The 15,318-nt window shown below is 53.4% G+C and carries 14 protein-coding genes and 1 tRNA gene; 3 read left to right on the forward strand and 12 right to left on the reverse strand.

Annotated elements, in window-relative coordinates; translation table 11 throughout:
- The first annotated feature begins 280 nt into the window (after nucleotides 1-280).
- Both Pla22_RS21970 and Pla22_RS21975 read left to right on the forward strand, forming a co-directional pair.
- Nucleotides 281-955: a methionine-R-sulfoxide reductase gene (locus Pla22_RS21970; protein WP_242632253.1), complete on the forward strand. Its 675-nt coding sequence runs from the start codon at nucleotides 281-283 to the stop codon at nucleotides 953-955.
- Nucleotides 956-1,109: 154 nt separating this feature from the next.
- Nucleotides 1,110-1,697, forward strand: a complete 588-nt coding sequence (locus Pla22_RS21975) for a pyroglutamyl-peptidase I (RefSeq protein ID WP_146516934.1) — start codon at nucleotides 1,110-1,112, stop codon at nucleotides 1,695-1,697.
- Between the two features lie 39 nt (nucleotides 1,698-1,736).
- Here Pla22_RS21975 and Pla22_RS21980 read toward each other — a convergent pair whose 3' ends face one another.
- From Pla22_RS21980 to Pla22_RS22005, 6 genes are read right to left on the reverse strand one after another with little or no spacing between them, the layout of a single operon-like run.
- Nucleotides 1,737-2,753 (reverse strand): threonine ammonia-lyase, encoded by a 1,017-nt coding sequence (locus Pla22_RS21980; protein ID WP_146516935.1) that lies wholly within the window; start codon nucleotides 2,751-2,753, stop codon nucleotides 1,737-1,739.
- Entirely contained in the window at nucleotides 2,750-3,697 is a 948-nt protein-coding gene (locus Pla22_RS21985) for an amidohydrolase family protein (RefSeq protein WP_146516936.1), read from the reverse strand. Before Pla22_RS21985 ends, Pla22_RS21980 begins: the two co-directional genes overlap by 4 nt.
- A 19-nt stretch (nucleotides 3,698-3,716) precedes the next feature.
- A complete protein-coding gene (locus Pla22_RS21990) occupies nucleotides 3,717-4,934 on the reverse strand; it encodes a M20 family metallopeptidase (RefSeq protein ID WP_242632254.1) in 1,218 nt (405 codons plus the stop codon).
- Complete coding sequence (locus Pla22_RS21995) at nucleotides 4,931-6,193, reverse strand: MFS transporter (RefSeq protein WP_242632255.1); 1,263 nt, start codon at nucleotides 6,191-6,193, stop codon at nucleotides 4,931-4,933. The genes Pla22_RS21990 and Pla22_RS21995 overlap by 4 nt, the downstream gene beginning before the upstream one ends.
- On the reverse strand, nucleotides 6,190-7,581 hold the full coding sequence (locus Pla22_RS22000; RefSeq protein WP_146516937.1) for a DUF1501 domain-containing protein: 1,392 nt from the start codon (nucleotides 7,579-7,581) through the stop codon (nucleotides 6,190-6,192). The genes Pla22_RS21995 and Pla22_RS22000 overlap by 4 nt, the downstream gene beginning before the upstream one ends.
- An 18-nt stretch (nucleotides 7,582-7,599) precedes the next feature.
- Nucleotides 7,600-10,005, reverse strand: a complete 2,406-nt coding sequence (locus Pla22_RS22005) for a PSD1 and planctomycete cytochrome C domain-containing protein (RefSeq protein WP_242632256.1) — start codon at nucleotides 10,003-10,005, stop codon at nucleotides 7,600-7,602.
- Nucleotides 10,006-10,649: 644 nt separating this feature from the next.
- Between Pla22_RS22005 and Pla22_RS22010 the strand changes: the two genes are divergently transcribed.
- Nucleotides 10,650-11,087: a DUF3859 domain-containing protein gene (locus tag Pla22_RS22010; RefSeq protein WP_146516939.1), complete on the forward strand. Its 438-nt coding sequence runs from the start codon at nucleotides 10,650-10,652 to the stop codon at nucleotides 11,085-11,087.
- 20 nt (nucleotides 11,088-11,107) lie between these two features.
- On the opposite strand, the gene Pla22_RS22015 is transcribed toward Pla22_RS22010, so the two are convergent.
- From Pla22_RS22015 to Pla22_RS22040, 6 genes are all read right to left on the reverse strand, one after another.
- A tRNA-Leu gene (locus tag Pla22_RS22015) sits at nucleotides 11,108-11,191 on the reverse strand.
- A gap of 467 nt (nucleotides 11,192-11,658) precedes the next feature.
- On the reverse strand, nucleotides 11,659-12,189 hold the full coding sequence (gene rplI / locus Pla22_RS22020; protein WP_146516940.1) for a 50S ribosomal protein L9: 531 nt from the start codon (nucleotides 12,187-12,189) through the stop codon (nucleotides 11,659-11,661).
- 58 nt (nucleotides 12,190-12,247) lie between these two features.
- On the reverse strand, nucleotides 12,248-12,784 hold the full coding sequence (gene ssb, locus Pla22_RS22025; RefSeq protein WP_146516941.1) for a single-stranded DNA-binding protein: 537 nt from the start codon (nucleotides 12,782-12,784) through the stop codon (nucleotides 12,248-12,250).
- 66 nt (nucleotides 12,785-12,850) lie between these two features.
- A complete protein-coding gene (gene rpsF, locus Pla22_RS22030) occupies nucleotides 12,851-13,258 on the reverse strand; it encodes a 30S ribosomal protein S6 (RefSeq protein ID WP_146516942.1) in 408 nt (135 codons plus the stop codon).
- Nucleotides 13,259-13,436: 178 nt separating this feature from the next.
- A complete protein-coding gene (pth, locus tag Pla22_RS22035) occupies nucleotides 13,437-14,081 on the reverse strand; it encodes an aminoacyl-tRNA hydrolase (protein WP_146516943.1) in 645 nt (214 codons plus the stop codon).
- A 15-nt stretch (nucleotides 14,082-14,096) separates the two neighbouring features.
- A complete protein-coding gene (locus tag Pla22_RS22040) occupies nucleotides 14,097-14,717 on the reverse strand; it encodes a 50S ribosomal protein L25 (RefSeq protein ID WP_146516944.1) in 621 nt (206 codons plus the stop codon).
- Nucleotides 14,718-15,318: the final 601 nt, after the last annotated feature.

Genomic DNA, 15,318 nt, shown 5'->3' on the forward strand with positions numbered 1-15,318 from the left:
CGGCCACTCGTTGTCGTCAATGCCTTGGGGTTGCTTGTTTGGGTCGCTGCGTTGCATCCTGGTTTGCTGCATGGTGGTTTACTGCAGGGTGGTTTGCTGCATGTGGGTTCAAGACATGTCGCGAGACGTGTGCCGCCGTGACTAAATCCACCTAAGACTGGGAACATCAAGGGAAACGCTGCCTACCCATGAAACCACCATTGTTTCTCACGTGACGCATTTTGCACGAGTCGTTAAACTTCGAAGCGTCACGTCATGCACTCATCTTGGAAGATTCGTTATGTTGTCTCGATTGCTGCACCGGCCCTCACAAACTCGATCACCGCGTAGCATCGCACGCTTATTAGTCATCACTCTGTGCGTTGCGACTGCGTCATTGGGCTGCCATGCCGGCGACGAGGTTGATTCCAGTGAAACCGCAGTGACCCCCGCTTCCAAAGTCAATGCCGAGACCAATGCCATGAGCAAATCTGATTCAGTCGAACCGCAGGTTGTGAAAACGATTGTCGGACCATTCAATCCGCTCACCCCAGAGGAAGCCTATGTGATTCTTGAGAAGGGAACCGAGCGTCCCGGGGACCATGGTTTGACATTGACCAAAGATCCCGGCACCTACATTTGCCGCCGATGCAACGCGCCGCTGTACCACGCCAAGCACAAGTTCGTTAGTCACTGCGGTTGGCCTAGTTTTGATGACGAGATTAAGGGCGCTGTCGCTCGTCACCCAGACGCTGATGGACGTCGAGTAGAAATTGTGTGCGCGAACTGTGACGGTCACCTTGGGCACGTGTTCGAAGGCGAGCAATTGACGCCCAAAAACGTCCGCCACTGCGTGAACTCAATTTCGATGAAGTTCATTCCCGAAGGAAAAGAACTGCCGGCGAAAATAGTGCAGCCGGAATCGAAGAGCGACAACACTAGCGAACCGACTGATAAAGACCCTGCAAAAGACTAGCAAGGCGCCGGTACGAAAAACGGCGATCATCGTCACGAAACTCTTGGAGACACTCGAATAGGCCCTGAATTCAGCCTGGAATTTCCAACCCGCGGCGAGTTACCGATTATTATATCGGCTCTGGATTTCCTGTTCCTTCGCCCCGGACTGCCCCGTGTCTCGAGTACTTCTGACCGCTTTTGAACCCTACGACCGCTGGTCAGAGAACTCAAGTTGGTTGGCGCTTATGGACCTGACCAATTGGTACGAGGGCGCTACCGAGATTGTCACGCGACGATATCCGGTCGACCTATCGAGAATGAGCGACGCGCTTCGCAAAGATCTGCAAAGCGATTTTGATTTCGCCATTCATGTCGGCCAATCCCCTGGTTCGCCAATCATCAAAGTCGAAGCGGTCGGCTTGAACGTTCGCAGCGATGGTAGTCCCCTGATAAACGGGGCTCCTGATGCCTACCGTTCACCTCTACCACTAGCCGCTCAAGTCAGCACGTTGGTCAATGCGGGCATCCCGTGCGAACTTTCTCATCACGCGGGCACCTACTTGTGCAACGCGGCGTTGTATTTGAGCCAGCACTATGCAAAGTCGTTCGGAATGAAAACGCGTGCGGCATTCGTTCACCTCCCATTGGCTCCATCGCAATCCGCTAAGGCGATCGAATCTCGATTACCCAGCATGAGTACCGCGATGTCGAGCGCCGCAATCGCATTGCTTGTCGATGAGCTAACCAATTCGGTGGCCTGAAACTTTCCACGACAAGCATCGCTAGGTGCATGCAGTGATCTATGAAGTGGTGCCAGTCCACCTTTGAAAGTCAACGGCGTCGACGTTACGTCCACTCAAGACGATGACAACGTCACCATCACCGTCTAGGTTCACCTTCTTTTCTAACAGCGAAGCGATCGTGATCGCGCCGGATGGTTCGGTGCGCAACCCATGTTGATCGTCCATCCACTTCATCGCGCAACATGTTTCTTCGTCCGATACCGTAATGGCACTCGTCACACATTCGCGCAGGATGGGCCAATTATGCTGACCAACGTCGTATGACAGTAAGCCGTCGCAGATACTATCGGGATGATCCACTCGAACTCGTTCACCCTTTGCCAAAGACAATCCAAAATCGTTTGCTCCGACTGGTTCAACGGCGATGATGGATGACTTTGGATAGTGGTGGCGAATCGCAAGTGCATGTCCCGCCATCAAGCCCCCGCCGCTGACCGCGCACAAAAAATGAGAGACGCTTCGACCTTGCTGGTTCAGTTCGCGCGCGATCTCAAGCCCACCTACTCCGTTTCCCGCAATTACATGCCTGTCGTCATACGGCGATGCCGCAACGGCGTTCTCGGTAACCGCAATTTCATGAGTCAAACGATCTCGCGCACCTGTGATGTGATCGGTTGACTTGTCGTACGTCCGCACGTCCGCGCCAAAACTATAAGTGCGTTCGAACTTGACCTTCGGTGCGTCACTGGGCATCACAATAATGACACGTTTGCCATATTGATGTCCTGCAAACGCAAGTCCGGATGCAAAGTTACCAGACGAATGCGCCGCAACGGGACGGTCACCTATTTCCTTGAAATGGTTGGCCAGCCAATTGATTGCGCCAAGCAACTTAAATGACCCCACCGGTGTCCATCCGTAATCCTTCACCCACACTCTTCGATCGCTCGACAATCCGAGTTCCTTTTCGAGCGGATACGAGCGAATCAATGGTGCGGGGGAGATGTGGCGCCGAATCACAGACTCGGCGGCGACCACGTCTTCGATGGTTGCCAATTGAAGGGGCGAATTCAAAAGAACACCTTGGCTGCGGTATCGCGAAGCATCCACTGCTTATCGCTTTCGGATAGGAAGCTTATCTCGTCACGAATCAAACCAATGGATGCGTCGTAGGTGTGGTCCCCTTGAACTTGATAGGGACAATCGCTCGCCCACATCAAACGCTCGGGGCCAAATTGGTCGACAACCCTGCGAATCATTGGCACCAAGTCGGTGTAGGGTGGCTGTTTTCGACCAAGGGCATAGAACGCCGACGTCTTCACGTGCGTTTTGGGGAATCGTGATAGGCGACAAAGTTGATCGAGCGATTCTTGTTCAATCGTGCCACTCACGCCGATGCGAGCAAAGTGGTCCACGACCACAGTCGTATCGGGGAACTGACTACACAACTCATCTACATACGGAATGTCAGTTGGATTGATCAGCGGACAAATCGCCAGTCCTTGCTCGGCTGCCAATCGCCACAACGTCGTCATTCCCGAGTTATTGCTCCAACCTTTCGCACCACTACGTGAATGCAATCGAAATCCTCGCACACCCTGGCTGGCGAGACTTGTGACACGTTCAGCCAAGTCGCTGGCGTTGTGATCGACAATGCCGACTCCCGAAAACACACCAGGGTGCTTTCTCATGACGTCAATCATGTAAGTGTTGTCGTACTCGTAGAAGCTCATTTGAATCAGAACCACTCGGGCCACACCAGCCGGTCGGCAATGCGAGAACAACTCATCCGGCGTGAAGCTGGCGGGCTGCATGTCCGATCTTCCGAAGCGAGGGCTCAGCGGATACTTCGACGTATCCGGTGTCCACACATGCACGTGCGCGTCGATCCATGCGGGAGTATCCGGATCCGACAGGCCCACTTCGTCCGCAACGAGCGAATGTCGTTTTGGAATCGCCGCCGATGCGGCCGCTGCCGCGGAAGCACCTAGAAATTGCCGCCGATTAAGTTTGATCATTTGTTTGCCTTGCATACGTTCACGAGAATTGAATCAGGAATTGCCGATAGATTTCGCTCGCCTGAATCACTTGCTCACACTCGATCCACTCCACCGCAGCGTGAGCCTGGTCGATGCTGCCGGGACCTAGAATCATACTTGGAATTCCCAACGCTCCGAATTTGCTGGCGTCACTACAAAACGGAACGCCGATCAACGTTGCGTCGTGACCCAGTTCATTAAGCACGGTTACCATCGTTTGCACAGCCGGCGACGTGGCCTCAGTTTCCAGCGGTCGATCGCTCAGCATTGGCGGATGCATGACTACATCCATACCGGGATGCTTCGTCGCAACCACATCGATGATTTGTTGATAGTGCTGCAAGACCTGATCACGAGATTCCCCCGGCAGCAGACGCCGATCCAATTCGATCTCGCATCGGTCGGGAACAAAGTTTACTTGCACGCCGCCTCGGACGACGCCGATGTTGCATGTGGCTGGACCAAGTAGTGGATGCGGGCTTGCGGCAAGACGGCGAGTGTCTCGCTCGATTGCTGCGATGATGTGAGCCATATGCTCGATCGCGTTGACGCCCAAGTGTGGTTTTGCGGAGTGTGCTGACTTGCCTCGTGTCTCAATCTTCCAACGCACCAATCCTTTGCTGGCGATAACCGGCTGCAACAACGTAGGTTCCGCGATAATGGCTGCGTCGGCTCTGAGTGGATTTCGAGGCGTCCTTTCGTTTTCCAGAACCTCGGGATCGACCGGCCCAGCATCAAGCGAATCACATAATGCAACTACACCTCGATACGAGAATTCTTCGTCGATCGTCGTAGCCATCAAAACATCACACGGCGGAGTGACGCCTTCCTTCGCAAGTGTTGCAATCGCGTGCATCATCGCTGCCATTCCTCCCTTGGTGTCACACGAACCGCGACCGTATAGTTTTCCGTCGCGGATCTCTGGCATCCAAGGATCAATGCTCATCCCAACCGTCGAAACCGTATCTAAATGAGCTTCCAGCACAACTCGCCGGCTGGAATCTCTTCCCGGAATACGAGCGATAACATTGGGCCGATCGGGGTAGACGAGTTGTCGCCATGTTTCCACTCCCAAATCGTGGAAGTACTGTTCGACAAAGTCCGCCATGGCGAGTTCGGGAACGCCACCTTCATAGTTGGGATTGACGCTGTTGATTCGAACCAGATCGGCTAATAACTCGATCACCGGGTGATTTGACGATTTGTTATTGCTCATATTTCGCTCTGCCAATCGATTTCCTTGATTGGTCCGACCAACACCAAATACGCGATGATTCCGAGAGTCATCACGCAAGCAGCCGCGTAGAACGCGGTGTTGTACGATCCCGTTTGCTCAACCGACCATCCTGCAACCAACGGTGAAACGACACCGCCCATGTTGCCAATGCAGTTTTGGATTCCTGTCCAGCTTCCCGCTGCGGGGCCAGCCATCGTTTGAGTCATCGCCCACACGTTGGCCGTAAACATACCGAGTGCACAGCACGCACCAATCAGCAGCAGGATGCACGAAGTCGAGGACGCAACCCGCGACGCTGCCACCAATAGAACAGCGGCAATCGCGAAGCCACCCAAAGCAATTAGCTTGCGAGCGAACGTTGGCGAACGACCATGTTTGATTAAGCGATCCGCTGCCCATCCCCAAAACACCGTGGACGCTGCCATCGCGAGAAAAGGCAGCGCCGCCAGAACGGCTGTTTCCTTCAAATTCAATCCATGAGCATCCATCAAATAGGATGGCAGCCAGGTGAGAAGAAAGTACCAAACGTATCCAAGTGCAAACATGCCCAGCGAGGTGCCCCATACCGATCGGTTCATGGCAACTCGTCTGATCGTCGGGCTATTCTTTGTTTGCTCGTTCTTGGTGGTGTGGCTTTGCCTCGGTCGTGACGGCACATAGTGCATCCAGGGCAGTAGCCATAGAAAGCCGCCAACACCCAGGCCAATGAACAATGCTCGCCATCCGAATTGGTCGACCAACAAACCGCCTGCCAGAATGCTAAGTGCTGGGCCAATCTTTGTTCCCGCGTCAATCAACGAATTGACTAGTCCACGCTGTTGCTCAGGAAAGCTCTCGACTATCAATCGCGAAATAGCAGGATAAGCGGCACTCTCGCCAACTCCCAACAACAACCTTGCGGCCAACAACGCCGCGAATCCGTTTACGAACCCCGTCATCGCGGTTGCAATGGTCCAGATCAGATAACCGCCCGCGTAAACATACTTCACATCCAACCGATCTACCAACCAACCCGCCGGAAGCTGCATCAAAGCGTAGGTCCAAAAGAAGACCGAAAGCAGCAATCCTTTCTGTGACGGTGTCATCGAAAATTCGACTTCAATGTCTGGCACCGCAACTGACAACGCACCGCGATCGATGTAGTTGACCAAGATGGATACAACCAAGAGTGCTAACAATGCCAATCGCGCATGACGTTCGATCGCGTTCTGGTCCTTAACGTGGTCGTTAGTCGTCAAGACAAGATCCCATCGACAACATGGCCTGCAACGTCCGTTAACCTAAAGTCACGACCAGCATAACGGAATGTCAAACGCTCATGATCGAGTCCCATCAAGTGCAGCAGAGTCGCGTGCAGGTCGTGCACATGGACTTTGTTTTCGACCGCATAGTAACCGTACTGATCGGTCGCGCCGTATTGAATTCCGCCACGAACACCGCCACCAGCCATCCACATTGTGAATCCTTCGGGGTTGTGGTCACGGCCGTCATGACCAGTGCCCTGACAAGTCGGAGTCCGACCAAACTCACCGCCCCATAACACCAACGTGTCGTCCAACAGCCCGCGTGATTTGAGATCCTGCAACAGGCCAGAAATTGGTTTGTCGACTTCCAATGCATTTTGCTGGTGACCTTTGCGAAGGTTGCCGTGCTGATCCCATTGGACGTCCGTATTACTATGCGTGACCTGAACGAAACGAACGCCACGTTCGGCAAATCGGCGAGCCATCAAGCATTGGCGACCAAAGTCGGCCGTAATCGGATCGTCGATTCCATAAAGAGAATGCATCGACTTGGTCTCTGCGGCGAGGTCTAGCGCCGCCGGCATCTCAGTCTGCATGCGAAACGCCAATTCAAATGATGCGATCCGAGCTTCAAGCTCTGCGTCTGGGCCTGATGAGTCGAGGAAACTCTGGTTCAACGTCTGAGTCATATCAAGCTGCATCCGCTGCGACTTCCTCGACATCTGAGCGTTGTGCATGTACTTAACGCGGGCCTGTTCCGACGACTGGCTCGCGTTCCCCAGCGGTGTTCCTGAATGACTGGCTGGCAAAAACGCAGAACTCCAGTTCTTCGTGCCTCCATGGGCGAGCGTGGGACAGATGGTGATGAAACCCGGTAAGTTTTCGTTCTCAGTACCCAGCCCATACGACACCCAAGCACCCATGCTGGGCCGAACAAACGTGTCAGTGCCGGTGTGAATTTTCAAACAAGCACCACCATGAGCCGGATTGGAACCGTGCATGGAATTGATAATGCACAAATCATCCACACATTTAGCAACGTGCGGAAACAATTCGCTAACGGCAATGCCACTTTCGCCGTACCGGCGGAATTTCCAGGGCGAAGCGAGCAAGTCACCGGTCGGCGCGAATTGGACACGCGGCTTATCAAACGGCAACGGCTTTTGATCGTCTTTCTGTAACTGCGGTTTGTAATCAAACGTGTCGATTTGGGAGGGGCCACCTTTCATGAACAGAAAGATGATGCGTTTAGCTCTGGCGGGAAAGTGAGTGGCGAATGATGAGTTCGCAGCGGAACCTTCATCGGCCAGCAACGATCCGAGTGCCAACGAGCCAAACCCGGCGGAGCATTGCGACAGCAGTTGTCGTCTTGTCAAGTTCATCATGATTCCTCCGGGCGATTATTTGACATACACGAACTCGCTGGACGAAACGATCGCCTGGCACAAAGCCTGCCACGCATGTTTCGGGGTGACTTCGTTTCCCTCAGTTTGAAACTGCGCCAAGAAGTCATTGGCCTGTTGAACTTCCGTTTCGGTTGGCGAACGCCCGAACGCTTCGTTAAACAGTCGAGCGATGCGTTGATCACGATCCACATCAGCACCGGAAAGACGCTCGGCCATCGAGTTCGACACGCTGGTCATGAACTCGGAATTCATCAGGAATAATGCTTGCGGTGAGATCGTGCTCGTGTTGCGATTTCCGCTCAACACGCTGGCATCCGCGTAGTCAAACAACTGAAACATGTCGTACAGATGATTTCGAATCACGGGCACGTAGATGGACCGTCGCCGAGTGTCGTAATTCGACGTGTCCGTGGAAGTATGATTGAAAACGAGTTCTCGGTTTGGTGTTGCGAGCAGTCGCCCACCCATTGTTCGGTCGAGCGTGCCGCTGACAGCGAGAAGAGAATCCCGAATCGCCTCCGCTTCAAGTCGCCGGACATCGCATCGCCAGTAGTATCGGTTGTCACTATCGACCTTTGCATTGTTGGCGTCAAAGCTGCTGCTACGCCGATACGTTTCAGACAACATGATCAAACGGTGCATCGATTTGATCGACCAATCGTTTTGGATGAACTGCACGGCCAACCAATCGAGCAATTCTGGATGAGTCGGCGGTTCACCGCGCAGTCCGAAGTTATCCACGGTGGGAACCAAACCCTTGCCAAAGTGCCAACGCCAAATGCGATTGACCATCACGCGGGCGGTAAGTGGGTGATCCTCGTCAATCAGCCAACGAGCAAACTCAAGCCTGCCGCTGCTGTCGCTAGGAAGCAATGGCTGAGCATCTTTCGCAAACACCCGCGGAAATCGGCGAGGGACGGTCTCACCTAGTGTGAGATGGCTGCCACGAATATGAATGGCAACATCAGCCACGACGCCGTCTACAACCGCCATGGCCGTCGGCATCTCTGGTGCCGATGCCTCAAGTTGCTCGAGTTGATCACGCAGCTCCTTTAACTCCGATCGCGTGGCCTCAGGAAATCGTTTCTCAATATCTTCGGGGACTGTCTCGCCCTTGGTCGGCGTGAGTTCGCGTTTCGCTGCTGCGATTCGAGTATCGATCTTCTGCTTCGCCTCGGTGACGATCCGCTCGTGCTCATTCTTGCGAGCCATCTCATCGGAATCAGCGATCAAGACCTCGTTCCAACGAGCGACGGTTTTGAACGATTCCATCGTCTTAGTACTTTTGAAAATTCCCGCTAACGCGTAGTAATCCGCATGCTCAATAGGATCGAACTTGTGCGTGTGACAACGAGCACAACCCAATGTCATTCCCATCAACCCTCGACCGATCGTGTCGATCTGCTCGTCAACGATGTCCATTTCCATTTTGCGTTCGTCGGCTTCGGCGAGCACTTTCGGACCTAACAACAGGTAACCGGTCGCTATCAAACGTTGATGTCTCAATTCCGAATTGTCACCGGAATCGAGCAGATCACCAGCAAGCTGCTCGACGACAAATTGGTCGTACGGCTTGTCTTCGTTGAAAGACTGCACGACATAGTCGCGATACCTCCATGCGTTCCCGTGTGCGGCATTTTCGTCCAACCCATTGCTATCTGCATAGCGAGCGACATCCAACCAGTGGCGTCCCCACCGTTCGCCGTAGTGAGGCGAATTGAGCAGTCGGTCGACGACAACATCAAACGCAGTTTCCGATTCATCAGCGACAAAGGCCTCGATCTCTTCGGGCGTCGGAGGCAGTCCGATCAGATCGAAGGTCGCACGCCGTATCAAAGTTCGCTTGTCAGCGCGACCAAGCGGAATCAATTCGTTGCGATCCAACTGGTCACCGATGAAAGCGTCGATCGGGTTGGCTAACGTATTAGCGGACTCATCCGAACGTGGCATCGTTGAATCGTTGAGCGGTTGAAACGCCCAATGCTTGCGTCCGGCTGCGAGATCAACAGTTCCTCTGGGAAGAGCAACTTTCACCTTACCACGATCGGGATGCGGAGCGCCCATCTCTACCCATCGAGTCAGGTCGGCGACTTGTTGATCGGACAGCTTGCCTTCCGGTGGCATCCGTAATTCGCTGTCACGATAACTGATCGCTGTCACAATCAAGCTACTTTGCGGTTTGCCCGCAACCACCGCTGGTCCGGCCTTGCCACCGGTCAACATGCCCGAGAGCGAGTCCAATCGTAGATCGCCCTCGGACGTCTCGTCGTTGTGACATTCGTAGCAATGATCGGAAAGCAACGGACGAATGCTTGTTTCAAAGAAACGTATCTGCTCGGCCGTCGGTTCTCCGGTGCTTGGTGCGTTCTCGCCACCGATTCCCAAAGTTGAATAAGTCAACGTGAGAAGTAGCGTGAGTGAATATCTCGTTGTTCGGAGGTAGTTCATGACCCAAGCTCTCGTTTCGTCGCACGTCTACTCATGGGATCCCAGCATGCCGGTGAACACACGTGAGCGTCTTGGAGTATCAAGAACCCCATCGACAAATTCACGCTGTTGCGGCAACGGAGACTCTTCTTAGGTATACCATGCCGCGAACGTTGGTTGTGTTACAGGATAGTCGCTCGGCAGATTGCGAGCGCGCGATGGTACTGCGATGAATTCACTTTCTAGTGCAGTGAAAACCGGGTGTCTTTTGCGACTCTTGGCGAATCGTTGCAGAGATGTCCTCTTCAACCATTGCACTGACCAGGCCCAATGCAAACTCGCTTTCTCCGATGTTTAGAAATGTGTCATCGTGAACAGATGGTTCGTCTGGATCGACAGACCAGTGAAGATCAAACATACGTTGCAGCACGCATCCTTAAACGGCAACGAAAAAGCCAGTGCACCGAATGAAAATCGCACTGATCGGGAAAAGCTACTTATCAACGAAGCAGGTTAGGGGTAGAGGCAACCGATCACGGAAATGCCACTGATTTGTTGAGGCGATTGAAACGATCACCGGGTTCAAATTTGAGCGTGATCGCGTCACATTAGGAAACATGGCGAGACGAAAACCTGAATTCCGTATGATCACCCACGGCATCTACACCAAGTGGATTTCCGAATCAAAGGACCTGCCATCGTTTCAGGAACAGACAACGCAAATCCCAGCCCGCGTCGACATTGAATTTGGCTTTATCGTTTCCATCAAGAATGCGAAAAACGAATCGCTTCAATACTGCATCGACCACCCTGGAATTCGCGATAGCGATGGAAAAGTACGCGCCCCCTTTGAAGGCATCGTCTACGTCAAATCAAACGATTGGCAGTTCTATCTCGGTGATACGATTTGGGAACCGATTGCCGATAAGCTTGGTGACTGGCGGATGACGTTGGAACACGACGGCAAGGTGATCGCTGACAAGACCTTCCATGTAAGCGAAGGATCCTATGAAGAAAATCAGTCCACAAAAAAAGACTCACCGCTTTCGCCGTGAGTCTTTCGCGTGTTGCAAAGTAGGGCTGACAGGAATCGAACCTGCACTCCAGTAAAGGAACTGGATCCTAAATCCAGCGCGTCTGCCAGTTCCGCCACAGCCCCATGGTTGCAAGATGAGTATGAGAACGAATTGTAATTCGATCAACATCAGCGGTGAATCTTAGTCGCTGCAAGGATAACGACTGGTCAACTTCGTTCAAGGTGACCAGCAAATTCGGCACGTTATCCGTTATGTGGATCGTCAAAGCTTGGTGGAAATGTTGTCCAAGCCAAGCAATCAGGCCAAGCAAAAAAATGACAGGGGCCTCAGGGGCAGTTGAGGCCCCTGTCACACCAAACCGGACGATGGGGCAGCAGTATCCGGCTGGTGTTGTTTCTAACTTGACCAGGTAAGGTCAACAACTTGACAACCAAAGTATCGGATATACCCCCCGATATCTTTTGCGGAAAGCCGCAAAGTAGGTTGAATAGCTAAGGTCGTGAAACTCAACGTCGCCGGAAACGTAGACCTGCGGTGCGTGACAAAGGCACCACAGCCGTTACGCCCAGGTTTCAAAATTCGTGATCGACTACTCAGTCGTACCATCACCGGTGACAGTTGGAACAACCCAAACCTTCACGCTTGAATCAACTTCACTGTGCAAGTGTACCTTGACGGTATAAAGCCCCAATTCCTTCAGAGGACCTTCCAAACGGATTTGATCTTGAGCCAGGGTGAAGCCAGCAGCCTTCAGGGAATCGACGATCTCGTGAGGACCGACGCTACCGTACAGGTGACCTTCATCGTTGGCGTTGGCTTCGATCGTGATCGACTGCTTGCCCAATTCATCAGCCAACTTGCGGTAGCTGCTAAGCTTCTCGAGCTCGATCGCACGCAGTTTCTCGCGGTGCTTCTCGATCATTCGCTTGTGGTGATCGGTCGCGACGGTGGCCAAACCTTGAGGCAACAGGTAGTTCAACCCATAACCGGGCTTCACTTCGACGATGTCACCCTGCTTGCCGAGGTGCTCGACATTGTGAATGAGCAAAAGCTGAATGCCACCATTGGGGCCTTTGGGAAGTCGCTTGAAAAGCTGCGATCGCTTCGTAGTCGCTGGCATGGAAAACTCAGTCAAATGTTATGGAGGTTAAGTGTACGTTTTGAACTAAAATTGAACGTTAAAAGGGGATGTCAGGATCATCGTATCCAGGTCCATCTCCGGTCGGTTGGGCTTCACGCTGCCCTGCGGTCGATGTTGCGTTTGAGCCAGCGGAGCGACCTGCAGCACCAGCGTTATCGCGGTCTGAACCGTCATTCCCGGAAGATCCTGACGCTCGTTGCGAACCGCCTGATTCGCCCGACTGCCGGCCTCCGGACGAACTTGATCCCGGACTACTTAGCATCTGCATTCGCTCGCAGATCACTTTAAGTTTGCTTCGCTTTTGCCCGTCGGTTTCCCAAGATTCCTGCTTAAGCCTTCCTTCGACGAGGATCGGCGAGCCCTTACCCAGGTATTCGCTAGCAACTTCAGCGGTACGGCCCCACATTGTGATGTCCACAAACGTGGTTTCCTCGACCCATTCACCACTGGCGGATTTTCGCCTGTCGTTTACGGCGAGCCCAACATCAGCCACGGCGGTTCCACCTGGGGTGTACCGCAACTCGATGTCTTTGGTCAGGTTACCAACCAGGACAACTCGGTTATAGCTGGCCATAGGAATGCTCCAACGACGGAAAAGTAAACACGCTTGGGTTGCTTCACCAACTCGCGTCCAATCGGACTACGCGTCGGTGTCGTCGTCGCTATCGTCTTCGTCGTCCGCACCGAGACTTTCGGTGTTCGCCGAGACACGAATGGATTCGCCGCGAGCGTTGGCCAAAATAGGCTCAATCAATCTTGGCTCGAGCTTCAAAGTCAACTGACGCAGGACAGGTTCGCTAAGGTGGAACGCTCGGTCGATCTTTGGCAAATCGACGCCTTCCATTTCAAAGTACACCAGCCAGTAGTGGCCCTTTTGGTGCTTATCGATGGGGTAAGCTAGCTTTTGCTCCATCCACAAACGGCTGACGAGTACTTCGCCACCGGCTTCAGTGATGATGTCGCCAACCTGTTTGCTGACACCACCCGGGTCACGGGCGTATTGATTGCTGTCGAGGATCAGCAGGGTTTCGTAAGTATTCTTCGCCACGATTCGCCTGTCTTTCAGTAAAACTGGATCGCTAGAGGGATGATGTAAGGGATGGACGCCGTTCGTCAGCGGAAATCTTAACGAGCGAGTCCAATTTCGTCAGGCCCATTCGATCAAATGAGCCCATTGTTTCCGTAATTTACGATGATTTCGGGTCATCGGCCCAGTTCGACGGACTTCAAAGACCAGCTTGGCCGGACGGCTCGCTGGAATCTGATTGCGGACGGGGCTTTGATTTGTCTTTTTTGGGCGGTTTGCCCACATGGTTGTACTTTGCCATCACGTCGGAGCAACCATCGGTTACCCAGTCCATGGCGGCCCTGGCTGCGGTCGTGGTAACGGTCTCAATGGCGTCTGCTTCTGCAGAGCCAAACTTCCCGAGCACATAGTCCGCCGTGTCCCAACCTTTCGGAGGACGGCCAATCCCGACTTTCAGCCTCGCGAAATCTTCGCTGGCTAAATGACGAATGATGTCGGCAACACCGCGTTGACCGCCTGCGGAGCCATTTCGCTTAATGCGAATCCGGCCCACGTCCAGGTCAAGGTCGTCACAAATCACCAACAAGTCATCGGTCGGAACCAACTTAAAAAAGTCGACTGCCTTCCGAACGCTCTGGCCGCTCAAGTTCATGAACGTTTGCGGCCACAGCAATGCAATCTTTTGATTCGCCCACATCGCCTCGGCGAAATCACCTTCAAAACGAACTTTCGAAGGCGAAGCACAGGTCAGTGAAGCAACCTTAGCGAGTGTTACAAAGCCGACGTTGTGCCGAGTTTGATCGTACTTGCGACCCGGATTACCCAGTCCAACGATGAGCTTCACATCAACCGCCTAAGCTTAGGCTTCGTCGTCGTCAGCACCGCCCTTGGCGATTACTTCAGGCTCGGAGGCTGCAGTTTCGTCAGTCTCTGCTGCCGCACCGCGAGGCTTCTCGACGTGAACAACCACTGCATCGGCGTCGGTCACCAAGCTCACACCGGCTGGCAAGTCGATTTGCGAGGCAGTCATTGACTGACCCAAATCAAGCTCTTCGACGTCGATAACCAACGACTCAGGAATGTTCCCAGCGGAGCACTTGATTTCAACTTCATGCAAGTTTTCAAGCAAAACGCCGCCACTAAGAACGCCGCGAGACTGACCCTTCGTGTGAAGAGGCACAGCGACCTCAACTTCTTCTTTCAAGTTCACGCGAATCAAATCCAAGTGCAAAACTTCGATACCCAAAGGATCGTAGTGCACGTGGTTAACCAATGCGGTTTCCTTGACTGCTCCTTCGAGCGTGACCGTCTTGCTGTGGTGCCGAAGCATGGTTTGAACCTGCTTGACCGGAACCGACAAATGCTCGTTCGCTTCGCCGTGCCCGTAAAGTACAGCAGGCACCAAACCGCCACGACGCAGTCGTCGAGTTGCAGCCGATCCCACTTTTTCTCGTTTTTCTACCTGCAGAACATCTGCCATCGGTCCTAGCCTTATATCTATTCAGTTTTACGGCATCCGCTCGGCCACCGGCCCGGCCGATTGGCGGGGGGGTGCAAGAGGATGCATGGCGTTAACTAACGCCGATTATCAGAAGGAAGCTTCCACGCTCGCGATTCGCCCAGGAATGTCAATTTCGGGAAAAAACGAATTAACACCCGTTTCTGGGCCCTACCTGATCTGTCCAAGGGTTGGATTTTCGCGAGAACGAAGCGGGTAAGTATGGCGAAGAGTCCCCCGAACGCAAGCCCAAACGATCACGGAGAAAAATTCTCGGCCAAAGCGGGGGAACCAGTTGCTACTGTTCTCGCCAACTGACGATATACTAAGGGTAACTTCGCGACTTTTTACACCCACTTCATTCAACAGCCCGTCCGGCAAAAACGAATCGGCCGAGCCCTAGAATCAGTGCGGTGCCCCACCTGTAAGTCCCCAATCCTTCGTAGGCTTGACGCCTCACCAATCATCCTCCTGAACTCGACTGTCAAGTACAAACTTAAGACAGACGAAGCGTTTTCAGGTGTCGACTGCTTTGCAATCCAAAACCGAATCGCAATAGACCGCAACCGATGAATTGGGCCAG

The organism is Rubripirellula amarantea, from assembly GCF_007859865.1.
Classification (GTDB): domain Bacteria; phylum Planctomycetota; class Planctomycetia; order Pirellulales; family Pirellulaceae; genus Rubripirellula; species Rubripirellula amarantea.